22 protein-coding genes are annotated in these 24,391 nt (G+C 70.2%); 9 read left to right on the plus strand and 13 right to left on the minus strand.

All coding sequences use genetic code 11. The annotated features are described in order from the left end of the window. Positions 1-70 precede the first annotated feature (70 nt). The 3 genes from ACWD2L_RS23225 (at position 71) to nhaC (ending at position 3,532) form a co-directional block, all read left to right on the plus strand. Positions 71-787, plus strand: a complete 717-nt coding sequence (locus ACWD2L_RS23225; protein ID WP_451191060.1) for a GntR family transcriptional regulator — start codon at positions 71-73, stop codon at positions 785-787. Then, on the plus strand, positions 784-1,923 hold the full coding sequence (locus tag ACWD2L_RS23230) for a DmpA family aminopeptidase (RefSeq protein WP_451191063.1): 1,140 nt from the start codon (positions 784-786) through the stop codon (positions 1,921-1,923). The genes ACWD2L_RS23225 and ACWD2L_RS23230 overlap by 4 nt, the downstream gene beginning before the upstream one ends. A gap of 115 nt (positions 1,924-2,038) precedes the next feature. Then, positions 2,039-3,532, plus strand: a complete 1,494-nt coding sequence (gene nhaC, locus ACWD2L_RS23235; protein ID WP_451191066.1) for a Na+/H+ antiporter NhaC — start codon at positions 2,039-2,041, stop codon at positions 3,530-3,532. Between the two features lie 3 nt (positions 3,533-3,535). On the opposite strand, the gene ACWD2L_RS23240 is transcribed toward nhaC, so the two are convergent. From ACWD2L_RS23240 to ACWD2L_RS23260, 5 genes are all read right to left on the minus strand, one after another. After that, a complete protein-coding gene (locus ACWD2L_RS23240; protein WP_451191069.1) occupies positions 3,536-5,167 on the minus strand; it encodes a HAMP domain-containing sensor histidine kinase in 1,632 nt (543 codons plus the stop codon). Further along, positions 5,164-5,925: a response regulator transcription factor gene (locus ACWD2L_RS23245; protein ID WP_451191071.1), complete on the minus strand. Its 762-nt coding sequence runs from the start codon at positions 5,923-5,925 to the stop codon at positions 5,164-5,166. The genes ACWD2L_RS23240 and ACWD2L_RS23245 overlap by 4 nt, the downstream gene beginning before the upstream one ends. Before the next feature lie 130 nt (positions 5,926-6,055). Beyond that, the gene (locus ACWD2L_RS23250) at positions 6,056-7,753 is read right to left on the minus strand and encodes a CotH kinase family protein (RefSeq protein WP_451191074.1); all 1,698 of its coding nucleotides are present in this window, start codon (positions 7,751-7,753) and stop codon (positions 6,056-6,058) included. Continuing rightward, entirely contained in the window at positions 7,753-8,430 is a 678-nt protein-coding gene (locus ACWD2L_RS23255) for a DUF4956 domain-containing protein (RefSeq protein WP_451191077.1), read from the minus strand. The genes ACWD2L_RS23250 and ACWD2L_RS23255 overlap by 1 nt, the downstream gene beginning before the upstream one ends. Continuing rightward, positions 8,427-9,347 (minus strand): VTC domain-containing protein, encoded by a 921-nt coding sequence (locus ACWD2L_RS23260; RefSeq protein ID WP_451191080.1) that lies wholly within the window; start codon positions 9,345-9,347, stop codon positions 8,427-8,429. Before ACWD2L_RS23260 ends, ACWD2L_RS23255 begins: the two co-directional genes overlap by 4 nt. 156 nt (positions 9,348-9,503) lie before the next feature. Here ACWD2L_RS23260 and ACWD2L_RS23265 point away from each other — a divergent pair, with 156 nt between their 5' ends. Beyond that, positions 9,504-10,472: a WD40 repeat domain-containing protein gene (locus ACWD2L_RS23265; protein WP_451191083.1), complete on the plus strand. Its 969-nt coding sequence runs from the start codon at positions 9,504-9,506 to the stop codon at positions 10,470-10,472. Positions 10,473-10,547: 75 nt separating this feature from the next. On the opposite strand, the gene ACWD2L_RS23270 is transcribed toward ACWD2L_RS23265, so the two are convergent. The 4 genes from ACWD2L_RS23270 to ACWD2L_RS23285 all read right to left on the minus strand — a co-directional run bounded on the left by ACWD2L_RS23270 (position 10,548) and on the right by ACWD2L_RS23285 (position 17,195). Next, positions 10,548-14,207: a S8 family serine peptidase gene (locus ACWD2L_RS23270; protein ID WP_451191086.1), complete on the minus strand. Its 3,660-nt coding sequence runs from the start codon at positions 14,205-14,207 to the stop codon at positions 10,548-10,550. Positions 14,208-14,341: 134 nt separating this feature from the next. Next, positions 14,342-14,836, minus strand: a complete 495-nt coding sequence (locus ACWD2L_RS23275) for a hypothetical protein (RefSeq protein WP_451191089.1) — start codon at positions 14,834-14,836, stop codon at positions 14,342-14,344. Between the two features lie 231 nt (positions 14,837-15,067). Continuing rightward, positions 15,068-16,171, minus strand: a complete 1,104-nt coding sequence (locus ACWD2L_RS23280; RefSeq protein WP_451191092.1) for a M20 family metallopeptidase — start codon at positions 16,169-16,171, stop codon at positions 15,068-15,070. A 13-nt stretch (positions 16,172-16,184) separates the two neighbouring features. Next, positions 16,185-17,195 carry a LacI family DNA-binding transcriptional regulator gene (locus tag ACWD2L_RS23285; protein ID WP_451191095.1) on the minus strand — a complete coding sequence of 337 codons (1,011 nt, stop codon included), beginning with the start codon at positions 17,193-17,195 and terminating at the stop codon, positions 16,185-16,187. 142 nt (positions 17,196-17,337) lie between these two features. Here ACWD2L_RS23285 and ACWD2L_RS23290 point away from each other — a divergent pair, with 142 nt between their 5' ends. From ACWD2L_RS23290 to ACWD2L_RS23310, 5 genes are all read left to right on the plus strand, one after another. Beyond that, complete coding sequence (locus ACWD2L_RS23290; RefSeq protein WP_451191098.1) at positions 17,338-18,090, plus strand: glutamine amidotransferase; 753 nt, start codon at positions 17,338-17,340, stop codon at positions 18,088-18,090. 173 nt (positions 18,091-18,263) lie between these two features. Further along, a complete protein-coding gene (locus ACWD2L_RS23295; protein ID WP_451191100.1) occupies positions 18,264-19,250 on the plus strand; it encodes a DMT family transporter in 987 nt (328 codons plus the stop codon). Next, complete coding sequence (locus ACWD2L_RS23300) at positions 19,247-20,296, plus strand: phosphotriesterase family protein (RefSeq protein ID WP_451191102.1); 1,050 nt, start codon at positions 19,247-19,249, stop codon at positions 20,294-20,296. Before ACWD2L_RS23295 ends, ACWD2L_RS23300 begins: the two co-directional genes overlap by 4 nt. Positions 20,297-20,337: 41 nt before the next feature. Beyond that, positions 20,338-20,736 carry a PPOX class F420-dependent oxidoreductase gene (locus ACWD2L_RS23305; RefSeq protein ID WP_451191105.1) on the plus strand — a complete coding sequence of 133 codons (399 nt, stop codon included), beginning with the start codon at positions 20,338-20,340 and terminating at the stop codon, positions 20,734-20,736. Between the two features lie 173 nt (positions 20,737-20,909). Then, positions 20,910-21,587 carry a TIGR00266 family protein gene (locus tag ACWD2L_RS23310; RefSeq protein WP_451191108.1) on the plus strand — a complete coding sequence of 226 codons (678 nt, stop codon included), beginning with the start codon at positions 20,910-20,912 and terminating at the stop codon, positions 21,585-21,587. 19 nt (positions 21,588-21,606) lie between these two features. On the opposite strand, the gene ACWD2L_RS23315 is transcribed toward ACWD2L_RS23310, so the two are convergent. The 4 genes from ACWD2L_RS23315 to ACWD2L_RS23330 all read right to left on the minus strand — a co-directional run bounded on the left by ACWD2L_RS23315 (position 21,607) and on the right by ACWD2L_RS23330 (position 24,359). Then, positions 21,607-22,419: an alpha/beta fold hydrolase gene (locus ACWD2L_RS23315; RefSeq protein ID WP_451191111.1), complete on the minus strand. Its 813-nt coding sequence runs from the start codon at positions 22,417-22,419 to the stop codon at positions 21,607-21,609. Positions 22,420-22,532: 113 nt separating this feature from the next. Next, positions 22,533-23,429 (minus strand): NADP-dependent oxidoreductase, encoded by an 897-nt coding sequence (locus ACWD2L_RS23320; protein WP_451191113.1) that lies wholly within the window; start codon positions 23,427-23,429, stop codon positions 22,533-22,535. Positions 23,430-23,451: 22 nt separating this feature from the next. Next, on the minus strand, positions 23,452-23,907 hold the full coding sequence (locus tag ACWD2L_RS23325) for a hypothetical protein (protein WP_451191116.1): 456 nt from the start codon (positions 23,905-23,907) through the stop codon (positions 23,452-23,454). An 8-nt stretch (positions 23,908-23,915) separates the two neighbouring features. Then, positions 23,916-24,359, minus strand: a complete 444-nt coding sequence (locus ACWD2L_RS23330) for a winged helix-turn-helix transcriptional regulator (protein WP_451191119.1) — start codon at positions 24,357-24,359, stop codon at positions 23,916-23,918. Positions 24,360-24,391 lie beyond the last annotated feature (32 nt).

The following is a 24,391-nucleotide window of genomic DNA, read 5'->3' on the forward strand; positions in this document are numbered from 1 at the left end:
CGTCTGTCGACACTTTGGCCACACGTTTCGGCTGCTCAACGCCCGTCGCTCTTACTTCTCGGAGGTTCCCGTGACCGGACTGGTCCACCGCCGCCTGGCGGGACAGGTGGTCGAGATGCTGCGCGAGCAGATCCTCACCGGTGTACTGCCGCAGGGCTCCCGCCTGAACGAGGTGGAGATCGCCCGCGATCTGGGCATCAGCCGCAGCCCGCTGCGCGAGGCCATCGGTCAGCTGGTGAGCGACGGGCTGCTGGTACACGTGCCCAACAAGGGGGCCGCCGTACTGACGGCGGGCCCCGAGGACGTGGCGGCGCTGTTCGAGCTGCGCTCGGCGCTCGAATGCCGCGCGGCGCGCCTGGCCGCGCTCCGCAGGCAGCCCAAGGAGGTCGACCGCCTGCGCAAGGTGTGCGTGCGCTCCCGCACGGCGCGCGAGACGGGACGCAAGCTCCCGTACGACCTGGACCTCGAGTTCCACCGTGCGCTGATGGAGGCCGCGCACAGCCCCCGGATCGCCGAGCAGGTGTGGCTGGTGCAGCAGCAGGTGATCGTGCTCCGCAGCGGCCTTCTGTCGCGGCCCGCCCACACGGAGGCCTCGCTGACCGACCACGAGGCGATGGCCGAGGCGGTCGCGGACGGCGACGACGATCTCGCCGCGAGCCTGATGGAGGCCCATCTCTCCCTGGTGGAGACCGAGTTGCTGCACTCCATGCGGTCGGACACGCAGCACGCGGACCTCGGCGAGGTGGCCACTCCCGCGCGCCGCGGCGGCCGAGCGGAGGCGACGTGACGCATCGACCCCGCCCCCGCGCGCTTGGGATCGCGCCGGGCACACTGCCGCCCGGCCCGTCGAATTCCCTGACCGACGTACGAGGTGTCCGCGTGGGGCACCTCACCCTCCACCATGACGACGAGGAGCAGCCGGCGCGGACGGGTGTCACCGTCGTCGTCCCCGCCCCCGACTCCCTGTTCCGCCACAAACCGGCCGCGGGCCTGGAGGTCGTGAACGGGTTCGGGAAGGCCGCCGGGCTCAGCCAGGTCGTCGAACTCGGCGTACTGGAAACGCCGTTGGCGCTGACGAACACGCTCGGCGTCGGAGCCGCCTTCGAGGGCCTGGCCCGGCACGCGCTGCTCGACCACCCGGAGATCGGTGTCTCCACGGGCACCGTCAACCCGGTGGTCCTGGAGTGCAACGACGGCTGGCTCAATGACATTCGCGGGCTCCTCGTCCGCCCGGGTCACGTCCTCGACGCGCTGGCCGCGGCGTCCGACGGACCCGTGGCGGAAGGTGCCGTCGGGGCGGGCACCGGCATGGTGTCCTTCGGCTGGAAGGCGGGCATCGGTTCCAGTTCCCGGCTCGTCGACGCCGGCGACGGCGACGGCAGCTTCACCGTGGGCGTCCTCGTCCTCGCCAACTTCGGACAGGCGGCGGACCTGACGGTGCTCGGCGCCCCGATCGGCCGGCACCTCACACCCGAACAGGCGGCGGAGCAAGCCGAGTTCGCGCGTGGGGCGGGCTCCTGTGTCGTCCTCGTCGCCACGGACGCCCCGGCGGACGCCCGCCAGCTGCGTCGCATCGCCAAGCGCGCCTCGGTCGGCCTGGCCCGTACCGGCGGCATCGTCCAGCACGGCAGCGGCGAGTACGCCCTGGCCTGGTCCACGACGAACCGCACACCCCACGTACCGTCCGGGCCGGTCCGCACCTCCTCGACCCTCGCCGAAGACGGCCCCTTGATGGACCTGATGTTCCGGGCCGTGTGCGAGGCGACGGAGGAGGCCGTCCTCGGCTCCCTGTTCGCCACCCGCCCGGTGACCGGCATCCGGGGCCACCACGCGCCCGCGCTTCCCACGGACCGCGTGGCCCAACTGCTGCGACATCCCGAGCCGTTGGCCCAGCACCGACCGCCGCCGGAGCCCACTCCGTAGGAGTTCCGCGCGCCCTCCCCCACAACCCCCAGACATCGGAGCAGGACTCCGGCCGCCAGGCACGCCCGGCGGCCCGGCCCGACCTGCCCGCCACCACCCCGGAAAGAGCGAACCCATGCCCGAAACCGCTCCGGTCGCGGCGCCGCGCCGGACCCCCACCTTCCTTCAGGCACTCGCCCCGATCGCCGTGATGATCGCGCTGCTCGTGGTCGGGACGGTGTGGCTCGGCCTCGATCCCGTGATCCTGCTCATCGTCGCGTCGAGCTTCGCCGGGGTGTACGCGCTGTGGTTCGGCCTGAGCTGGGAACAGATGCTCACCGGCATCCGCCGCAAGATCGACTCGACGATGCCGGCGCTCCTGATCCTGATCTCGATCGGCATGCTCACCGGCACCTGGATGATCAGCGGAACGATCCCCATGGTCGTGGACTTCGGGCTCCAGGTGATCGAACCGCACTGGATACTCCCGGTGTCGTTCCTGGTCACCGTGGTCGTCTCCACGCTCACGGGAACGTCGTGGGGCTCGGTCGGCACGGTCGGTGTCGCGCTCATCAGCGTGGCGGGCGGTCTTGGTGCCTCGCTGCCCATGACGGCCGGGGCGATCGTCGCGGGCGCCTACTTCGGCGACAAGATGTCACCGCTGTCGGACACCACCAACCTCGCGCCGGTCGTCGCGGGCGCCAACCTCTTCGAGCACATCCGCCACCTCCTGTACACCACGGTGCCCGCCGCGGTGGTGTCGCTGATCGCCTACTTCTTCCTCGGCCTGAGCATGCACACGGATTCCTCGCAGGGCGCGGGCAAGCAGACGGAGGAACTTCTGGGCTTCCTGGACAAGGCGTTCACGTTCAGCCCGCTCCTTCTGCTGCCGCCGCTCGTGGTCCTCGTCGGAGCGGTGCTGCGCAAGCCGCCGCTGCCGACGATCATCCTGTCCTCGATCGTCGCCGCGATCCTGGGCGGCGTGGTGCAGGGCTTCTCCCTGTCCGAGCTGAGCGCCGCCGCGTCCGAGGGCTTCAGCAGCGACATGCTCGTCGCGCACGGCTGGGACGCGCAGGCCATTCCGGAGGCGGCCCGGACCCTCCTCGACCGCGGCGGGCTGTCCTCCATGACGGGCGTGGTCCTCATCGGCCTCGCCGGCTTCGCGTTCGCCGGCATCATCACCGAGGCCGGCTTCATGGACGTCCTGATCGCGCGCCTGCTGCGCCGCGTCCGCCGCACCGGAGGCATCATCCTGGCGACGGTCGGGTCGTCGATCGGCGTGGCACTGGCCACCGGCACCTCGTACCTGACGATCCTCATCCCCGGCGAGGGCTTCAAGCAGGTCTACGCCGACAAGGGCCTCGCCCCGAAGAACCTCTCCCGCACCCTGGAGGACTCCGGCACGGTGATGGTTCCGCTGATCCCCTGGAGCGAGGCCGCGATGTACATGTCGACGACGCTGGGCGTGGCGACGATCACGTACGCGCCCTACGCCTTCCTCTGCTACCTGGGCGCGGTGTTCGCGGTGATCTGCGGATACACCGGCATCGGTATCGCGCGCAGCGGCACGGGTCCGGCTCCCCGGACACCGGCCACGGAGGAGACGACCGCCACCACTCCGGTCTCCTGACGCTCACTCCGCGGGGGACGCCGCGACGTTCGAGTTCGGCAGGAGCAGCCGGAAGGTGCAGCCGGTGCCCGGGTGGTTGTCCAGTTCGAGACGACCGCCGTGCGCCGCCGTGATGGCGGAGGCGATGGCAAGTCCGAGGCCGGATCCCGGTTCGGGTGCGGCCTCGGAGCCCGGTGCCACCGATGCGTCGCACGGCGTCGGCGGGGTGGCCCGGTAGAAGCGGTCGAAGACACGGTGTGCCTCGTCGGGGCCGATACCCGGGCCGCTGTCCGCGACCTCGACGACACACACGGGTGTGCCGGGTGGCAGTGTCGCCCCGCTTCCCATGCCCTGTTCGGCGGGGGTGTGCGCGGCGCCGACACGGACACGGATGCCGGTGTCGGCGGGGGTGTGCGCGCAGGCGTTGGAGAGCAGGTTGCCCAGGACCTGGGCGAGCTGGTGGAGGTCACCGGGCGCCTCGACGATGTCGAGGTCGCGTTCGGAGTCGGAGTCGGAGTCGGAGCCGACGGTGCGACCGCCGAGGGGTTCCAGGGTGATGGCGCGTCGGGGGTGGCGTATCGCGGTGGTCGCGATGGCGTCGGCCGCCAGGGAGAGGAGGTCGACGAGTTCGCGGTGCATGGTGGGCGTGCGGATGTCACCGCCCTCACCGAGCTTGGCGAGGAGGAACAGGTCGTCGACGAGGCGACTCATCCGGTCGGCGTTGTGGGAGATCAGGGTGTGTGCCTCGTGACGGCGCCGCTCCGTCATGTCGGGTGCGTCGAGGAGGAGTTCGGCGAAGCCCTGGATGGCCGTGAGCGGGGTGCGCAATTCGTGCCCCGCGTCCGCGAGGAAGCGGCGCAGCTGCTGTTCCGAGGCCTCGGTGCGGTGCAGTGCTGTACGCAGGCGGTCGAGCATGGTGTTGAGGGCCAGGCCCAGCCGGCCGACCTCGGTGTCCGGATCCGTTCCCGGGACGTTGAGTTCGAGGGCGCCGTCGGTGATGTGCTGGGCGGTGTGCTCGACTCTGGTGAGCGGACGAAGCCCCAGGCGGACCGCGCCGTTGCCGAGGACGACCACCCCGACCGCGACGGCGACGCCGAGGCCGAGGCTGACCCACAGGAATTTGGTGGTGGCGCCGTCCACGGTGTCCAGGGGCAGCGTGACGACGGCGCGCATGTGGTCGGGCCCGGGGTAGGAGATCGCTCGCCAGCCGGAGCCTGCGCCGTCCTCGGCCGAGACCGTGCCCGGCTGCCGCGTGGACAGGTGCAAGTCGGCGGCACATTGCGGGAGTTGGGGGCCCGGCCCGTCGCTGCTGCCCAGGGAGTCGGCGACCAGCCGGCCGTTCTCGTCGTAGAAGTGGACGCGGTAGTCGGAGGGCAGCGCGTTGTCCGACCTCGGTGGCCGTCGCAGTGTGCCGTCGGTCCTGATGTCCTCATAGGCCCCGCGCGGAGGACGGAAGTGGAAGAGCTGGCTGTCGACCTGGTCGGTGAGCCAGCCCCGGAGCACGGTCAGGGCGGCCAGCTGGCACAGCAGGACGGCGCTGGTGGCCAGCAGCCCCGCGATCAGTACGAGGCGGCTGCGCAGGGACCGTGGCCACCGGAGGCGCAGGAGCCGCAGCCGTTTGCGCGGAGAGCGCGGGCCCGGGCGCGGACGCCTCACCGTGTCACCGTGTCGGACCCGTCACGCGGCAGACGCAGGCAGTATCCGACGCCGCGCACGGTGTGTATCAGCGCGGGGCCGTCCTGGTCGATCTTGCGGCGCAGGTTCTTGACGTAGGTGTCGACGATCCGGGTGTCACCGGAGAAGCCGTACCACCACACCTGTTGGAGGATCTCGGCCTTCTCCATGACGCGTTCGGGATGGGACAACAAGCAGGCCAGGAGGCGGAATTCAGTGGGTGACAGTTTCAGCGGGCGGCCCGCGCGACGCACCTCGCGGGTGTCCTCGTCCAGGCTGAGGTCGGTGTACCGCAAGAGTGGTCTGACACCGGTGGCGGAGGCGGAGGCGGAGATCCCCGTGCGGCGCAGGATGGCGCGGATGCGCAGCAGCACCTCCTGGACATGGAACGGCTTGGTGACGTAGTCGTCGCCGCCCGAGCTCAGGCCGATGATGCGGTCCTCGACCTCGGTCCGTGCGGTGAGGAACAGCACGGGCGTGTAGATGCCCTGGGCGCGCAGGGCGCGGGTGACCTGGAAGCCGTCGGTGTCGGGCAGCATCACGTCGAGGACGATCAGATCGGGCCGACGGCTGCCCGCCTCGGACATGGCCTCCTGCCCGCTGGACGCGCTCGCCACGGCATAGCCGGCCGCGCCGAGCGCGGAGGTGAGCAGGGTGCGGATGCTGGCGTCGTCCTCCACGACCAGGACGGTGTGTGCGGCGCCGGGTGTGCGCGCGGGTGGCTGCTGCTGGACGTTCATTCAGACGGACCCTAGGCAGGATTCCTGTGCGCGATGAGCACACATGCGGGCATGACTGAAGATTTCCGGCATCCCGGGCAGGGTGCTCCGCAAAGGGGCGGCCCGGGGTGCCGGAGATCTCCTCAGCGGGTCAGCCGGCCACCTTCTTGTCCTTGGCCAGTGCCGCGCTCCGGTCGGTGACGGTCTTCTGGAGCGTGGCGACAGCGGCGGCGAACTCCTTGGGATCGGCGCCCGCCTTACGGGCCTGAGCCGCGATGTCCTTGAGGTCCTTCGCCGCCGTACCCGAGCCGTAGAACTTCTCGTACAGCTCGCTGTACGCCTTCCGGTAGACACCGTCGAACGCGTCGGTGTCGAGGAACCTCGACTTCAGGACGTGCTGCATGCGCCCACCCATTCCGCCCATTCCTCCCTTGGCGTCCGCGTCCCCGCCGACCGCCTTGCCGCCGGCCGCCTTACCGTCGGCCGCCCCGGCGGGCGCGCCTTCCTGCTTCCCCCCGGGCATGCCGCCACCCATGCCGACCGAGTCGTCGGGACCGGTGGTGGCGTCGCCACTGAAGGTCATGTTGTAGTCCCAGCCGAGGACGGAGAACTTCTTGGTGTCCAGGTCGTAGGAGAGCAGATAGTTCTTGCCCGGGCCCGCCATGTCGTCGAAGTTCAGCAGCAGGTTCTGCGAGGCGACGTACTTGGCGAACGAGTCGACGTCGACGTATGTGTCGAGGTCGCGCGCGAACTCGCTGTCCGAGGCCTTGTTGACCCACTTGATGAGCTTCATGACCGGTTCGAGGTCCTGGCTGCCCTTCATGTTCAGCTGCTTGAAGGACGCCTCGTAGTCGCTGGGGTCGTCGCCCTTGTACTCGAAGCTGCCATTCGCCCGTGCCTTGTAGACCACGGCGTTGCCGTCGGACACGTCGTCGCCGTAGTCGGTGTCGGGAGCCTCGACCATGAGGCGGGCGGCGGCGGGACGGTTGTTCACCTTCACCTTGGTGAAGGCGTACCGCTCGGCCTTCTGCCCGCTCTCGTCGGTCAGGGACAGCGCCAGCGCCTCGTTGGCCGGGACCTGGTCGTTGCTGCCGGGGCGCAGCGAGATCTCCCGCTCGCCCTGGTAGGCGCGGCCCTCGACGTACTCGTCGACCTTGACGAGCAAGGGCAGCTCCTCGGGCTTCTCGGCGGACAGGTTGAACTGCATCATGCCGCCGCCCTTGCCGCCCTGGCCTCCGGCGGCTTGGCCCTTGCCCTCGGCGGTCTGGCCTTTGCCTCCGGCGTTCTGGCCTTTGCCTCCGGCGGTCTGGCCCCGGTCTCCGGTCTTCTGCCCCGTGCCGGTGGCGGCCTCCTTCCCGGGAGCGCCACCCTGAGCGCCACCGGGAGCACCGCCCGGCGAGCCCCCCTGCCCTCCCGAGGGCATGTCCCGGCCGCCGCCGGGCATGCCCTCGGCGCCGCGCAGGGACGACAGCGTGGAGTTGCCCTTCAGGCGGATCCCGACGTCGTTGAGGTACACGCCGTCGATCGTGAGGTCGGCCTCGATGTAGTCCTTGGTGCCGTCGTCCTTGAACTCCTTCATCATCTTGTCGAAGTCGGTCTGCTGGTAAGTGAGTTGGATCGAGTGCGACGCCGAGGTGTCGTACAGGTCCACCGTCCCCTGGACGTTGTCCGTGATGGCGTCCGCCTCGACGCGCGAGGACGATGTCACGTACGGGGAGATCCGAGCGTCACCCAGGAACCAGACCATCGCGGCGAGCCCGACGCCCAGCGCCGTGACCGGCTTCCAGTGGTGGCGCAGGCGCACGGGCAGCCGGTCCCGCAGCCGCCGCCCCGCCTTGGCGGACGGCATCACAGGTCCGTCGTGTCGTAACCGGTCAGGACGGTGACCCGCTGGCCGGAGGTGCGTTCCTGCAGGGCGTTGACCAGGTCGCCGGGCTCGGCGCCCTTCTTCAGGCGCACGGTGTAGAAGATCTCGTTCAGCGCGCCGCCGCGGATGGTCTCGGTGCTGACCAGCTCGAACTCGCTGGTGTACTTGATGAGGACGTCACGCAGCTGCGGGGTGTGGTCCTCGCCGGCCGGGACCTGGACCTTGACCACCTGGCGCTGCACGTTGAGGGCGAACCAGTTGAACTTGTGCATCACGAGGATGACGGCGCAGATCACGACGGCGCCGACCGCGGCCAGCGTGTAGAAGCGGGCGCCGCAGGCCATGCCGATGGCCATGGCCAGAAAGATGAAGCCGACGTCCCTGGTCTCCTTGACCGCATTGCGGAAGCGGACCACGGACAGGGCGCCGACCAGTGAGAAGGCCCGCGCCAGGTTGGAGCCGACGACCAGCATGATGAGCGCGACGATCATGCCGACGATGACCAGCGTCTGCACGTACGACTGGCTGTAGGACACGTTCCGGTGCGTGTACCGGTACGTGTAGCCGATCACCGTGGACAGAATGAACGACAGCGCCATCGCCGCCACGACATCGGCCACGCTGAACGTGCCGCTGAGTTCCTGCAGATCGAAATTCACTGTGCTCCTACCTTCAACGACGCATCGTGCTGCGCCGGCCGCTGCTTCAGCGACTGTTCTTCAGTGGGGGTGACAGGCGGGTGGTCCGCCTCGTTGACGTGGAAGACCGAGCGCGGGGCGAGCCCGAACGCCTCGATGGACTGCACGTACTTGGAGATCCGTACGAGGTTGAGGTTGCGCCGCGCGGCCAGGTCGGTGATCCAGGTCGGCGTGCGCTCGTTCACCTTGATCTCCATGACCGACAGGTGCGGCGGGACCGTGAACCGGTTCTCAGGCGTGGGGGTGCCGAAGTGGAAGTCCCGGTCCCGGCCGCGGATGCGGCGGTCGAAGGTGACGCGAAGGCCGGTGTCGGCCTCCCGCCCGACCAGCGCCTCGCGCTGGTAGCCGGTGATGGCGGTGGGCCGCAGGTTCGCCTGGACGACGAGAGCGAGGACCTCCTGGATGAAGGCGCTCTCCTTCGGCGAGTGCTCCGGCGTCCCCCGCTCGTCGCACAGCTGCCGTGCCGCGCCGTAGGGGAGCATGATGCGCCGCTTCTGCGTGACCCGGTTGACGCGCTGCTTGATCTCCACGCAGACCATCGAGTCGTCGGTGACGCCGTCGAGGTTGCCGTAGTGGCGGATGCGCAGCTTGCGCCGGAACTTCAGACCCTCGATCTTCTCCCAGTAGAAACGCAGCTGGGGGCTGTCGTAGTAGAGGCTCCAGACCCCGTACCCGCCGACCGGGCTGTGCAGATCGGCGTCCATCCGCTCGGCCAACTCGTCGCGGATCTCGGCCGCTTGGTCGACGGGAACCAGGTACTTCAACTCGAACCGGTTGAACGCGTGCAGCCGACTGGCCACGTGCAGTGGCTCCTCGCTCCCCTGCTCCCCGCCTCCCCGCTGCTCACGCGCCGCGGCTGCCTTGGACAGGAACACCATGCGCCTCCTTGCTCATACGTTGCGGACCGACCGGCCAGGCACACGCAACCAACGGCACATGAGGGGCTCATGAGAATCTCGGGTGTATTCCAGGAGTCTTCCGGATGACGGGAACTTGAACGGAAGACCACACGAACGCCGTGGCAGGCTGGCGCGATGCGCAGGATCTTGGGTTACGCAACGACACTGGTGGCATCCGTGCTGCTCCTGGCGGGAGCGGGCGCGGGCGCCGCGCCCGCCTCCGTCCCGGGTGAGGACGGGTTCACCATCAAGGACTCTCGGATCACCGAGTCGAGCGGTCTCGCGGCCTCCCGGGCGCACCCGGGCATCTACTGGACGCACAACGACGGCGACGACGGCACCTACCTGTACGCGGTCGACGGCAGGACCGGCGAGACGGTCGCCAGGATCACATACACCGGCGTCGGCAAGCCGCACGACGTCGAGGCCGTCTCGGTCGGCCCGGACGGCCACCTCTACGTAGGCGCCATCGGCGACAACGACAAGGAGGAGGACCACGTCTGGATCTACCGCCTCAAGGAACCCTCGACCCTCTCCGACCGGACGGTGGCGGCCACCGAGTACCACGTGGCGTACGAGGACGGGGCGCACAATGCCGAGTCGCTCGCCGTCCACCCGGAGACCGGCCGCGTCTACATCGTCACGAAGGACAAGGAAGGCGGCGCGCTGTACGCGGCCCCCGAAAAGCTGAGCACCGACGGCGACAACCCCCTCGGCAAGGTCGCCGACATCGACCTGTGGGTGACGGACGCGGCCTTCTCCCCCGACGGTACTCGGCTGGCCGTCCGTGGAGACGACGGCATCATGTACGCGTGGAAGCACGGGAAGCCGTCCCACCCGCGGGCCCTGGACGTGCCGAAGCAGAAGCAGGGCGAGGCGATCACGTTCACGACGGACGGCAGGACGCTGCTGTACGGGAGCGAGGGCAGGAACAGTGGCGTGGTGGCAGAGCCGGCGAAGGCCGGCGCGGCGATCGTCGCCGAGGCCGACGGCCTCAGCGGTGTGCAACTCACCGGCGCCGTGATCGGTGTCGCCGCCGTGGTGGCGCTGCTGTTCGTGGGCGGCCGCAGGGTGTGGCTGCGCAGAAGGCCAAACGACCGCTGAGAGCCGAGTGGGGCCCAGCGCGACATCCCTTCGCGCTGGGCCCCGGTTCTCCTTCCGACTTGTCCGGATGGACGGCTACTTCACGGCCGCCGCCCTGACGAGCTCCTGCGACACCGAGCCGCCCTTGTCGTCCTTCGCCGTCGCCCGCAGCGACAGCGAGGTGGCGTCCTTCGGCACCTTCAGCGTGCCCTTCCAGGAGGCGCCGGATCCGGAGAGGGACACCGGCTTCCAGGTCTTGCCGTCGTCGTAGGACACCTTCAGGGTGCCGCCGCCGATGGTGCCGGTGCCGGCCGCGTCCTTGACGTACTCGGCGGACAGGCCGACCGGCAGGCGCTTGCCGGAGCGGATCTTTCCGGCGAGGTCCGTGTCGATGTCGTAGTTGAGGTTGATCAGCGGCAGGAACGTGTACGTGTCGTCGGGCGTGGTGCCCGAGCGGAACGTCCACTCGCTGTGCGAGGTGCTGCGGATGCCCCACACGGCCGGGTCGAGTTCCGTGTCGGTGACGACCTTGAACGGCTGCTCGGATCCGTCGGTGACACTGAACTGGGCGGTGCTGTCCGGGTGTCGGCCCGCGCTCTCACCGTTCACGAAGGCCTCGGTGGACTGCTTCATGCCGGATTCCGAGTTGTACGGGTCGCCGAAGCCGGTGTGGTCCGGGCCCGAGTCACCCCAGCCGGGGATGTTGAAGCTGAGCGAGTCGCCTATCCGCTGCTGGCCCCAGCCGAGACCACTGCCCCCGTAGGGGTGCCAGACGGGCTTGAACCAGTTCAACTCGGTGCGCTTGCCCGGCCGGTAGGACACCTGGCCACTGCGCTCCTCCAGGGACCCGACGTTGACGGACTCGTGCCACTTCTGGTCCGGCTCGACGGAGACGTAGTCGGTCCGGTGTCCCGGGAAGTTGAACCGCTCCTGGAACCCTCCCGCGACCGGGAAGGACCGGTCGATCGAGTGGCGGAACTCGCTGCCCGCGGCCTTCTTCGCGCCGTAGAAGGTGGTGTCGACGGTGGCGAGGTCGTCGAAGTGCGGAGCGAAGAGCAGGCTGCGGTCCGGGATCGCGTCCTTGTAGCCCTTCGACAGGTCGTAGGAGTACGTGGCGTTGTCGACGCCCGTCATCTTGACGCGCTCACCGCGCTTCTGCTTGGCGAGCAGCCGCGCGAAGTCGGCGTTGGTGACACTCGCGATCTGCAACGGCCGGTCGGTGTCGTCGTCGTTGTAGAAGCCGGTGTTCAGGCGGCCGGCGTCGTCGTCCGTGACGAACAGCGCCTTGGCGCCCGCGTCTTGGGCGGACTGCGCGATCTGTGCCGGGGTGCGGGTCCCGTCGATGTGCACGAGAACGCCCTTGCCGGTCACCTTCTTGCCCTGGTAGTCGGCGGGGGCCCCGGCGCCCGCGTTCACCAGCGCGAGCCTGCTGGAACCCTCGACGAGCGTGGAGCCGGGCTGCTCCCACACCTCGTCGACGCCGTCGACGGTGATGCGCGGCTGGGCCTCGCGCCAGGTGGTGCGGTACGCGTAACTGCCGTCGCTGACAGGGCGGGTGGGCAGCGCGTACAGCGTGTCGTACTGGATGGGCAGCTGCACCATGCCGAACATGTCGGTGCCGCCCGCCTTGCGGTCGTACTGCACGAGCGTCTGGTGCGGGTCGGTGTCCTTCGAGACACGTGTGGCGACCTCACGCAACTTGGTGCCGTCCAGCGTGATCTCGCGGTCCCCGTCGACCTTCACCTCGGGATCGGACAGGTAGGCCGTGCCGAGGGAGTCCTTGCCGTGGGCTCCGCGTACGTCCAGGAACGAGTCCAGGTAGTACGTGCCGGGCTTCAGGCGCAGCTCGACCGTGCCGGAGTCGTCGACCGTCGCGGGCTGCGGCTGCGTGTTCTCGGCGAGCTGCTGGTACATGAGGTCGGCCGCGGCCGGCTTGCCGTCCCGGTCCTTCACGTGGACGGTGAGCGTGTACCGCTCCTCCTCCTTGACCAGGCCGAAGGCGGTGTGCGCGACGGCCGAGCCGCCCGAACTCGCCACGATCTGACCGCTGTTGGTGCCGACGGCGGCCTTCGAGCCGTCGCCGGTGACCGTCGTGGAGGCGGTGCCGTGCGCGGGCACGGTCAGCTTGGAGTCGGCGAGCTTCGCGACGCCGTCGGTGGCTCCCTGCACGGCGAGGTCCAACTCCACGGTCTCGGCCGACGAGTTGGAGTACGTGAGGGTCTTGGTGACCGGCTTGTTGCTGTCGTACGGCCAGCGGTAGGAGCCGAGGTCGGCGCTGCCCGTCGCGGTGACCTTCGCGGCGATCGCGTCGGGCACGGACACCCGGCCGGAGCCGATGGCGTACGCCGAGTCGGAGAGCTGCTTCGACGACGACATCAGCCCGTTCTTGAGCTGGGCGGGCGTCCAGTCGGGGTGGGCCTGCGCGAGGAGGGCGGCGACACCGGCGATGTGCGGTGTCGCCATCGACGTACCGCTCATGGTGGTGTAGCTGCCGGAGCCGTCCACCAGCGAGGAGCGGGCCGCGAGGATGTCCACGCCGGGGGCGGAGAGGTCGGGCTTGAGGCCGTCGTCGCCGAGGCGCGGGCCCTGGCTGGAGAACGCGGCACGCTCGTCGCCCGCGTCGACCGCGCCGACGGTGAGCGCCGAGTCGGCGGCGCCGGGCGAGCCGATGGTGCCGGGGTTGTATGCGTTGCCCGCGGCGACGACGAAGAGCGCGCCGGTGTCCGCGGTCAGGGAGTTGACGGCCTGCGACATCGGGTCGGTGCCGTCGCTGCCGGTGTCGGAGCCGAGGCTCATGGAGACGACCTTGGCCTTGATGTCCTTGGCCGCCCACTCCATACCGGCGATGATCTCCGAGTCGGTGCCGTAGCCCTCGTCGGAGAGGACCTTGCCGACGGCGAGCGTGGTGTCGGGCGCGACCCCCTTCTCCTTGCCGTCGGACGCGGCGCCGGATCCGCCGACCGTGGAACTGACGTGTGTGCCATGGCCGTTGCGGTCGGCGACCTCCTGCCCCTCGATGAAGGACTTGGACTCACTCACGCGGGAGGCGAGATCGGGGTGGGTGGCGTCGTACCCGGTGTCCAGGACGGCGACCTTCACGCCCTTGCCGGTGAGCCCGGCCTCCCACGCCTTCGGGGTGCCGATCTGGGCGTTGGACTCCGCCATGTCGCCCTTGACGCGGCCGTCGAGCCAGACCTTGCCGATGCCGCCCGTATAACCGGCCTTGGTGGTCAGGTCGTTCCAGAAGGTACGCCCCTTGTCGGCGTCGAGGGCCGCGCCGCCGATGCTGCCGAGCTTGCGGGTGCGGTCGGCGCCCTTGGGGGTGGCGGCGGTGCTGCGCGCGCTCTTGCCTGCGTAGGTGACGATGAGCGGGGTGGCGTCGGCCTTGGTGTCCGCGAGGCCCTGCTCGATGAGGCCGCTCACGTCGAACAGCCGGTCGTCGAGCTTCCCGGAGGCGAGGTAGGGGGCCGCCTCGTCCGGTACGACACGTATCTCACCGTCGGTGACCTGCGTACGGACGAGGCCTGTGGCATCCTTGGGCCTCTTGACGTCGACGGTCTTCTGCCCGCCGCCGATGTCCGTCACGGTCACCTTGTCGCCGGTCACCAGTGTCACGGTGTGCGCGGCCCGGGCCGCCTTCGTGGACTGGGGTCTCGCCTGGTCCGGCGCGGCGTGCGCGCCGCCGGCGGGCAGCAGCGCGAACGCAAGACCGGCCGACAGCAGAGCCACGCCGCGTCGCGCGGTGCCTCTTGCCATAGTTGCCTCTTCTCCTGGAACCATCGGGTGCGGGGTGCGCTCCGAGAGCTGAGAAGAGTGTCAACTACCTTGCGGGGTGCCGTGATTGCCTTACGGTGGCGGGTTGGCGCCACGGCACCTATCCGCCACCGGGCTCAGTTCTGCTTCACCGGCGGGCAGTACCCCGTGTCCTCGCCGATGGAGTTGATCTCCGCGTTGGGACGCGGGTCGCCCGCGTAGTTGATCTGGTCGGTGCACTTCGTGTCGGGGTCCTTCGGCGTGCCCGACGGCTTGTCGGACTTCTCGGGCTCGGGGCAGGTGCCCGTGTCCGAGCCGATGGAGTTGATCTCCGCGTTGGAGCGCGGGTCACCCGCGTAGTCGATCTTGTCCGTGCACTTCGTGTCGGACGTGGTGGGCGCGCCCGAGGACGCGCCCGCCGTCGCGTCGGGCTGCGGGTTGCCCGCGGTCTCCGACGAGCCGTCCGCGGAAGAAGTCGCGCTCGCGGATGCGCTTGCGGAAGCGTCCGATGACACACTCGACGACGCGCTGGACGGCGCGCCCTCGGTGCCGTCGTTGCCGTTGCACGCCGTCAGCGACAGTCCGAGGGCCACGGCGGTCAACGTCAGTACCGAGATCTTCCGAGTGCGCATGGTGGTGTCCTCCGCGTGGGGCCGTCGCTCCTGGGAGCGGCGGGCGAGTGAACCGGGCTCTTGTTCGCCCGTGTTGCCTTCCGCCCCCTCAGACGGCTTGCGCGGTTCCTCCAGTTGCTTCTTGATCGCGGTCAAGACACGTTCGTGACATGACAGTCGCAGCTTGGTGATCTTGGGCGCAGGAGAGGCACAGAAGAGGCGCAGGAGAGCGGAAATCCCGGGCCGGGTCCGTCAGGCGACGCCCCGCCAGGTCTCGAGGAACCTCAGCATCGCCTCGGCGGCACTCGTGATGCCGGAGACGGAACATGTCTCGTCCGTGACGTGTGCCTGGTCCGGGTCGCCCGGCCCGTAGAGGATCACCGCCGGTGAGTTCAGCTTCTCCGTGAGGACCGAGGCGTCGGTGAAGTATGTGGCGTATTGAGGTCCCCGGCCCGGATCGGTCGACTCGGTCGGCTGCAAGGCCCCCGTCAGCGTCCGCACCAGCTCGTCGGCGGGATCCGTGGCGATGCTCGGGAGGTCGAGTACCGCCTCGATGTCCGGCTCGGGGCCCGCCAGTCGGCGGATCGCCGCGACGGCGTCGCGCGAGGCGAAGCCCGGGACCGTCCTGATGTCCACCATCAACTCGGCGCGATCGGGGACCAGGTTGGGCTGGACGCCGGCGTGGAACGTGCCGACATTGACGGTGGCCGCGCCGTGCGTCCCGCTGTCGGGCCAGCCGTCGTGGCCGTGGATGCGGGTGGCCGCTCCGGCGAGGGCCGCGAGGGCGTTGACACCGAGTTCGGGCCGGGAGCCGTGGGCGCTGCGACCGTGCGCGGTCAGGCGGAGCCACAGCGCGCCCTTGTGCCCCAGGAAGACCTGGTTGCCGGTGGGTTCGGCGACGAGCACGACGGGACTTGCGGCCAGGTCGTCGAGTTGGGCCGCGCCGTCGCAGCCGGTCTCCTCGCCGAAGGTGAGCACCACTTGTACGTTCGCGTCGGCGTGGCGGGCGGAGTGCTCGATGACGGCGGCGAGGATGCAGGCCACGCCTGCCTTCATGTCGCTGCTGCCGCGCCCGAGCAGCCGGTCGTCACGGATGTCACCGCTCAGCGGGTCGAAGGACCAGCCCGAGGCGTCGGCGGGGACGGTGTCGAGGTGGCCGGTCAGGGTGAGGGGTGTGCCGGTTCCCTTGCGGGCCACGAGATTGGCCCGGCCCGGTTCCCCCCGCCCCTCCTCGACGCGGACGGTGAAGCCCGCCTCGCGCAGGAGTGGGGCGAGGAGTTGAGCGGTGGGCTTCTCGTTTCCCGCTCGGGTGTCCAGCCTGACGAGCTGCTGGGTGAGGGCCACGGGGTCGAGCACGCGGTGTCTCCTGTCAGGTGCGGGGCGGTATGGCCGATCCCCGGATGACGAGGTGCAGCGGGAGGACCTGCTGCACCCGGTCGCTGTCGGGCTTGTCGATGCGCGCCTGGACGACTTCCAGGGCGGTCCGTGCCAGCTCCGCGACGGGCTGCTGCACGGTGGTGAGTTTGGGGCGGAGCCATTCGCCGACGCGGATCCCGTCGCAGCCGACCACGGAGAGGTCCTCGGGGATGCTCAGGCCGTGGAGTTCGGCGCTGGCGAGCATGCCGACCGCGACGATGTCACTGCCGACGAAGACCGCGGTCGGCGGTTCGGCGGCGCGGGCGAGGTAGGGGAAGGTGCTGGCGCCGAAACGTTCGGTGTACGGGCCGTGCAGGACGAGGTCGTCGCTGACGCTCAGTCCGGCGTGCTCCATGGCCTCGCGGTAGCCCCGGTAGCGGTCGCGGCTGGTGGACAGCTCCGGCGGGCCCGCCACGTGGGCGATGTGCCGGTGGCCCAACTGGGCGAGGTAGGCCGTCGCCTGGTAGGCGCCGCTGTAGTTGTCGACGGAGATGGCGTCGGCCTCGGAGCTGCCCGCGATCTCCTCGTCGAGGACGACCACCGGCAGCCCCGCGTCGATCGCCTCGACCAGCCGGGGGTTGCTGCGGTGGATGCCGACGTAGATCATCCCGTCGATCGCGTCGGACCTGGCCACGAGGTCGCTGACGCTCGCCTCGCGCCGCGCCTGCTGTCCTGTGACGCCGACGACCAGTTCCACGTCACTGGCGGCCGCCCGGTCGGCGATCTCCTCGGCCAGCTCGGCGAAGAACGGGTTGAGCAGGTCGGGGACGACGAGCGCGATGACCGGGTTCCGCCGTGGGCTCGGGGCCTCGGGCGGGGCTGTCGGCACCTCGTAGTGGAGCTCGCGGACGGCGGAGTCGATTCTCGCGGCCGTCTCCGGATTCACCTTCAGCTGGCCGCGCAGATAGCGCGACGCCGTGGATACCGACACTTGCGCATGTTGCGCAACGCTCGTCAATGTCACCCGGGTTTCCTCTCAGCGAGTCTCGCCAGTCTATCCACATCTTCTTGCCGCTACCCCATTGACTTCACGAAAACTCCTCCCTAGCGTTGCGCAACAACAAGCACAACATTGCGCAAAGCAAAGCAAGAAGCAAGGAGCCCTCATGGCGCGCGTTCTCATCGCCGGCGAGTCCTGGATCAACGCCTCGACCGATTTCAAGGGCTACGACGCCTTCCCGCACGCTCAGTACGAGACGGGCGCGACGGCCCTCATCGAGGCCCTGGAGGCCGAGGGGCACACGGTCACCCACCTGCCCTCCCACGCCGTGGCGACCGACTTCCCCGAGACACTGGAGAAGCTCGCCGCCTACGACGTCGTGATCCTGTCCGACATCGGCGCGAACTCACTGCTGCTGCCCCCGCAGGTCTTCGCCCAGGGCCGGCCCTTCCCCAACCGCCTCAAGCTCCTCGCCGAGTGGGTCGGCAAGGGCGGCGGCCTCGCCATGGCCGGCGGCTACCTCAGCTTCCAGGGCTTCCAGGGCAAGGCCAACTTCCACGGCACCGCCGTCGAGGACGTCCTTCCCGTCGAGATCTACCCCTACGACGACCGGGTCGAGTGCCCGGAAGGTGTCAACGGCGAGCTCACCGACGCCGCACACGAGGTCACCGACGGCCTCGACGCCCAGTGGCCGATCCTGCTGGGCTACCAGCGCCTCGTCGCGCGGCCCGACGCCACCGTGCTCGCCACCGTCGAATCGCGTCCGCTGCTCGCCGTACGCACCGTCGGCGCCGGCCGCACCCTGGCGTTCGCCTCGGACATCTCGCCGCACTGGGCCCCCACCGAGTTCCTCGAGTGGAAGGGCTACCAGCGGCTGTTCCACCAGTCCGTCGCATGGCTCGCCGCAGCCGCGGAGTAAGCCGTGACGGATACCTCACCGATCACGGTCGACGCCCCCGTCACACCGGATCTAACGTGCTGTTTCACGGAGCCTCTGGGCCACGGTGAACCGGCCGGTCCGCCCTTGCCCGGAACGCTCAGAGAATTGGTGGCTTCACGATGACTTCCGTTTCGCCCCCTGACCCGTCGCTCGTGCGGACCGATCCCGTGCCCGGTACGGGCCGTTCCGGCCGGAGCACCGCCACGGCGCTGCTGGTCGTGGCCACCATCCTGGCCGGGATGCTCAGCCCCCTGCAGTCCACCGTCAACGGCGCCCTCGGTGACACCATCGACGACGGCAACGCGGCGGCCGTCATCTCCTTCGGCAGCGGCCTGCTGCTCATGGCGGTCATCGTGTTCGCCCGGCCCACCACCCGCCGCCAGGCGCTGGGCCTGCCCCGGCAGATCCGCAGCGGCAACCTGCCCTGGTGGAACTGTCTCGCGGGCCTGTGCGGAGGCGCCGTCGTCCTCTCCGAAGGTGTGTCGGTCGGCGCGCTCGGAGTCGCGGTCTTCCAGACCGCACTGGTCTCCGGAATGATCGTCTCCGGTGTGATCTGCGACCGCATCGGTGTCACCTCCCAGGTGAAGCAGCCGCTGTCCGCGTCGCGGCTGCTGGGCGCCGTCCTGGCCATCGCCGCCACGGTCCTCGCGATCCTGCCCTCCTTCCACGTACCGGGCACGGTCGCCTTCGCCCTGCTGCCCTTCGCCGCGGGTCTGCTCGCGGGGTGGCAGCCCGCGGGCAACTCCGCCGTCGCCCGCTCGACGGGTTCCGTGCTCGTCTCGATCGGGTTCAACTTCCTCGTCGGCTTCACCGTCCTGCTGGTGGGGCTGCTGGTCCGGATGGCCGCGGGATCGGTGGACTTCGCGCTGCCCGGCACGTGGTGGATGTACACCGGCGGAATCCTCGGACTGCTCTCCATCGCCTTCATGGCCCTGCTCGTCCGCGGCCTCGGCCTGCTCCTCCTCGGGCTCTCCTCCGTCGCGGGCCAGCTGCTCGGGTCGCTGGTCCTCGACACCGTCAACCCGTCGCTCGGTCACACCGTGCACGTGGTGACCGTGGTCGGCACGGTGCTGGGCATCGCCGCCGCGGGCATCGCGATGATCCCCTCCCGTACACAGGAAGCCGCACTCCGGCCATGACACACCAACAGCCGCACGCCAGGACGGTCACCGGCTCCGTTCCCGCCGCCGACCTCGGCCTGGTCCTGCCGCACGAGCACCTGTTCAACGACCTCTCGGGCGTACTCGACAAGCCCAGCCACGCGTTCAGCGAGTTCCTCGCCGACGAGCCGGTCACCGCCTCCGCGGCGTCGGCCCTGCGGCACGATCCGTACTGCTGCCCGGACAACCTCGCCGCCAAGCCGATGGCCGATGTCCTCCGTGAGGTCGCGGCGTTCCGGTCCGTCGGCGGCGGCACCGTCGTCGACGCGACGTCCAGCCCCGGGATCGGCCGTGCGCCCGAGCTACTGCGCGAGGCCTCCCGGCGCAGCGGCGTCAACGTCGTCATGGGCTGCGGGGCGTACCTCGAGAAGTTCGAGGGCCCCCGCATCACCGCGGCCGCCATCGAAGCCCAGGCGCGGGCCATCGACGACGAACTGACCCACGGCACCACGGACCACCACATCCGGCCCGGCCTGATCGGCGAGATCGGCGTCTCCCCCGACTTCACTCCCGGGGAACACCTCTCCGTGCGCGCCGCCGCGCTCGCCCAACTCAACCACCCGGCCGTCCCGTTGATGGTCCACCTCCCGGGCTGGCAGCGGCGGGCACACGAAGTCCTCGACATCGTCATCGACGAGATGGGCGTGGCACCCGGGCGGGTCGTTCTCGCCCACATGGATCCGTCCAGCGCCGACACCGCCTACCAGGACTCCGTCGCGGCGCGCGGCGTGTGGCTGGAGTTCGACATGATCGGCATGGACATCACCTTCCCCCACGAGGGCGCCGCCCCGCGCGCGGAACTCACCGCCGACGCCGTCGCACGGCTCACGTCCCGTGGCCATGCCGGCCAACTCCTGCTCAGCCACGACCTGTTCCTCAAGCAGATGTGGACCCAGCACGGCGGCAACGGCCTCACGTTCGTGCCCACCGTCTTCGCCGACATGCTCGCCTCCCGCGGCCTCGACGACGAGCTGGTCACCCGCCTCACCCACCACAACCCGGCCCGGATGCTCACCGGTTGCTGATTCCGGGGGACCCCCGGCCCGCCTCCCGGTACCGTCCCCCTGTGACCTCACTCGACCCCGCCACACTCGCCGCGCTCCAGCGCGCCCGCTACGTCAGCCTCACCACGTACCGCAAGGACGGCACACCAAGGGCCACCGCGGTCTGGCACGCCATGGACGGAGACCGGCTCTACGTGCGCAGCGCGGCCGACGCCTGGAAGGTCAAGCGGCTGCGCCGCGACCCCCGGGCCGAGGTCGCCGTCTGCGACCTGCGCGGTCGCATCGCCCCGGATGCCGTACGGGCCACGGGAACCGGCCGGGTGCTGGACGAGGAGGGGACGAAGAAGGCGGGGGCTGTGCTGCGCCGGAAGTATGTGATGGCTCGGATCGGCGACTGGTACTCCGCGATCTCCGGACGCCACCGCAGGCATCCCGTCATCGGGCTCGAGATCACCTTCTGACCGGACCGGGCCCCAAAGGCCGGTCATCCGTCAGGAGGATCGGCCCACCGGGTGGATCCTCCTGTGGTCGCAGGCGCGTCGGGAGTACGGGCTGACCTGCGGCGACGTTCCGCGCGGGACGATGGAGAGGGACGGCGGACCGCCGTCCTCCCCCACGCGAGAAGAGGCCAGCCATGCAGATCGAGGTCCGTCACAGTCCGTCCTTCGCGGTGGCACGTGTCCTGCTGGCCGCCGGTGAGGGCGTCCGGGCGGAGTCCGGCGCGATGATGGCCATGACCGGCGGGATCGACGTCGAGGCGAAGACCGAGGGCGGCCTGCTCAAGGGTCTCAAGCGGAGCGTGCTGGGCGGCGAGTCGCTGTTCGTCACCCGGCTGACCGCAGGACCCGAGGGCGGCTGGGTCGACCTCGCCGCGAACCTGCCCGGCGACGTCACGGACATCGAGGTGGCCGGCGGCCTCAACCTGGCCCGCGGCGCCTGGCTCTGCTCGTCCGACGGGATCGAGCTCGACACCAAGTGGGGCGGCTTCAAGAACCTGGCCGGCGGTGAGGGCGGCTTCCTCGTCCGCGCCGAGGGCCGGGGCACGGTGCTCGCCTCCTGCTACGGGGCGCTGGACGTGCTCGACCTCCGGGCGGGCGAGAAGATCGTCCTCGACTCCGGCCACATGGTCGCCTTCGACGACGGCGTCTCGTACACCACCCGCAAGGTGAGCCGCGGGCTGATGCAGACGCTGAAGTCCGGCGAGGGCCTGGTCTTCGAGATGACCGGCCCCGGCCGTGTGTGGACCCAGAGCCGCAACCCCGGCGCACTGATCACATGGCTCACGGCGAAGCTCCCGTTCACACGAAGCTGAGGCCGTCCCACCTGCTCACCTAGCCCCTCAGCACCTCCCGCAGCCGCTCGGCGAACTCCTTGGGCTGTTCGGTGAATCCGCCGTGGTCGCCGGGGAATTCGACCGGAGCGACCCCGATGCGTTCGGCCAGTGCCCTGGACGTCCGGGCCGTGATCAGGCCTCCCGAGGCGCCGCCGATACCGACGACGACGCGGGTCGACGCGGCCGTCAGCGCGGCGATGTCCGCCACGTAGCGGCTGGTGCCCAACAGTTCGTGGCCGAAGAAGCGGGCGCTGTTGGCGAGGTCCCGTTCGGAGGGCTCCCCGGGCGGCGGAGCGGGAGCGTCCTCGCCGCCTCCGACGTCGAACCCGGCGTTGGCCATGAACTTCATCCACGCCGCGCCCACGCCCTCCCGGTGGAAGGTCTCGACGAGGTCGTCCGCTGCGTCGAGCTGTTCCGCGGCGTCGGGCAGCAGCGCGAGCAGCGGCGGCTCGTGCGCGACGAGCGTGCGTGCCCGCCCGGGGTGCCGCACGACGAGGGCGAGCCCGGTCACCGCGCCGCCGCTGCTGCCGAACACGTCGGCGCAGTCCGCGTCCAGGGCGTCCAGGAGCGCGGCGACGTCGTCCGCCCGCAGCTCGGGGGTGGAGTCCTGCCCGGGGTCGTCGAGCGTGCTGCCCGAGATGCCGCGCGGGTCGTGGGTGACCACCGTGTGGTCGCTCGCGAGCGCGTCGGCCAGCGGCCCGAAGGCCTCGGCGTCCATCGGCGATCCCATGAGCAGCAACAGCGGTCCTGTGCCCCGGACTTCGTAGTACAGGTGTCCCCCGGCAACGTCGAGGGTTCGGGTGGTGGTCACGGGTCGTCCCCTTCCCTGGGCGGTCGTCCGCGATCGCGGTGACAAAGGTGGGGACCCCGGCCGGAAGGAAAACTCATCGCCTCAGGGAGAACGTCAGAGAAGGTCGGAGAACCTCAGACCAGGAGGACGAGCTTCCCTCGTACGTGGCCCGACTCTCCGACCCGGTGCGCCTCGGCGACGTCGGCCAAGGCGAAGGTCCGGCCGACGGGAAGCGTGAACCGGCCGGCCTCGACCAGGTCGGCCACCTGACCCAGGGCGTACACGGCACGACCGCCGTCCCCGCGGCTGAAACGCACACCGTGCCGCTGCGCGCCGACGAAGTCGGCGACGGTGATGACGCGTTCGGCCCCACCGGCGAGGTCGATCAGCTCCGGCAGGATTCCGCTGCCGGCGACGTCCAACGCCAGGTCGACACCGTCCGGCGCGAGGGCCCGGACACGGTCGGGCATGCCGTTCCCGTACGCGACGGGTTCCGCGCCGAGTGCGCGCAGTTGGTCGTGGGTGGCCGGGCTGCCGGTACCGATCACCCGCGCACCGCGCGCGACGGCGAGCTGGACGGCCGCGCTGCCGACGCTGCCGGACGCCCCGCTGATGAGAAGTGTGCCGCCGCGGACGCCGAGTTGGTCGAGGGCTCGCGCCGCCGTCTCGACGGAGGAGGGCAGCGCGGCGGCGCCGGCGAAGTCGAGTGACGCGGGGACGGCCGCCCAGGCGGACAGCACGGCGCGCTCCGCCTGGGCCGCACCGGCACCGCCGAAGCCGAACACCCGGTCCCCCAGGGCCACGCCCTCGACCCCGACACCGATCTCGTCGACGACCCCGGCGGCCTCGTACCCCATGGTCTGGGGCAACTCCTGGTCCATCAGCCCCTGTCGCTTCTTCCAGTCGCTGGCATTCACGCCGGCGGCGCGCACCGCGATCCGGATCTCCCCGGCTTCCGGATGCGGATCGGGGAGTTCGACGATTTCGAGCACCTCGGGGCCGCCGAACCGGCTGAACTGTGCTGCCTTCATGGGTAGTTCCGTCTCCGCTGCCCTACCCGCGCACGTTGCGCGCCAGCCAGGGGCTGAGCGCGGTGGGCAGGATCAGCTCTTTGTAGGTGTCATCACCGGGCAGGGGAACGATCAGCCACAGGGCAGGAGGCAACATCCTCCGCTTTACGTGGGCCAGGCCGCCGTAGACGGACCGCAGGAACGCCGGGACGGCGTCTCGGGGGATGTCGTCGAACTCGACGTTCTCCACGGTGATTTTCGCGTCGTCGTCCGGGAAGATCCGGACCGACACGGCGGGAGAGCCCCCGAGGTCGATGTGTGCCTCGTGCGGCAGCGTGCCGTCCGGGCCGAGCACCGCGAAGGCCCCGGCCGAGGTGCGTCGGGAGGTCTGGTCGGCGCCGATGTCGTCGGTGACGGACACCTCGACGCCGTACTCCCGGGCCACCTCACGGACCGCCACCACGGCGGCCTCGGTACTCGCCAGATGCGGATGTTTCATGGCTCCGATCATGCCTCATGGGTGCCGGAGTCCACCGGCGCGGACCGGTCTGCCTGCTGGTTGTTGCGGTCGATCTCCGGCATGTGGGTCTCGGCCCAGACCCGCAGGGCCGCGAGCGGTTGTTCGAGGGACAGGCCGAGTTCGGTGAGCCGGTAGTGGACGGCGGGCGGCACGGTGGGTTCCACGCGGCGCGCGACCAGGCCGTCGCGGGCGAGGCTCTGCAGGGTGACGGAGAGCATCTTCTGCGAGATGCCGGGGGCACGGCGCCGCAGTTCCGCGAAGCGGAGTTCGCCCGGCGCCTGCTCGGCCAGCACCTTGACCACCATCGACGTCCACTTGGTGCCGACGCGGTCGATCAACTTGCGGGTCGGGCAGAGCGGATCCAGCAGGTCACCGCGCACACCGCGCGCTGCCGTCCGCCGCTCGCGTCCGCCGGACCTCGACGTGGTCACCTGGGGCTCACCACCTGTGGGGAAAGTGCCGT

This window comes from Streptomyces sp. NPDC002754 (assembly GCF_053592315.1).

Bases quoted from the DNA above. Each gene is read 5' to 3' on its own strand.
- ACWD2L_RS23320 (WP_451191113.1), bottom strand. From the start codon at position 23,429: ATGAAGGCAGCACAGTTCAGCCGGTTCGGCGGCCCCGAGGTGCTCGAA.
- ACWD2L_RS23275 (WP_451191089.1), bottom strand. From the start codon at position 14,836: ATGCGCACTCGGAAGATCTCGGTACTGACGTTGACCGCCGTGGCCCTC.
- ACWD2L_RS23265 (WP_451191083.1), top strand. From the start codon at position 9,504: ATGCGCAGGATCTTGGGTTACGCAACGACACTGGTGGCATCCGTGCTG.
- ACWD2L_RS23245 (WP_451191071.1), bottom strand. From the start codon at position 5,925: ATGAACGTCCAGCAGCAGCCACCCGCGCGCACACCCGGCGCCGCACAC.
- ACWD2L_RS23270 (WP_451191086.1), bottom strand. From the start codon at position 14,207: ATGGCAAGAGGCACCGCGCGACGCGGCGTGGCTCTGCTGTCGGCCGGT.
- ACWD2L_RS23310 (WP_451191108.1), top strand. From the start codon at position 20,910: ATGCAGATCGAGGTCCGTCACAGTCCGTCCTTCGCGGTGGCACGTGTC.
- ACWD2L_RS23250 (WP_451191074.1), bottom strand. From the start codon at position 7,753: ATGCCGTCCGCCAAGGCGGGGCGGCGGCTGCGGGACCGGCTGCCCGTG.
- ACWD2L_RS23260 (WP_451191080.1), bottom strand. From the start codon at position 9,347: ATGGTGTTCCTGTCCAAGGCAGCCGCGGCGCGTGAGCAGCGGGGAGGC.
- ACWD2L_RS23290 (WP_451191098.1), top strand. From the start codon at position 17,338: ATGGCGCGCGTTCTCATCGCCGGCGAGTCCTGGATCAACGCCTCGACC.
- nhaC (WP_451191066.1), top strand. From the start codon at position 2,039: ATGCCCGAAACCGCTCCGGTCGCGGCGCCGCGCCGGACCCCCACCTTC.
- ACWD2L_RS23325 (WP_451191116.1), bottom strand. From the start codon at position 23,907: ATGAAACATCCGCATCTGGCGAGTACCGAGGCCGCCGTGGTGGCGGTC.
- ACWD2L_RS23300 (WP_451191102.1), top strand. From the start codon at position 19,247: ATGACACACCAACAGCCGCACGCCAGGACGGTCACCGGCTCCGTTCCC.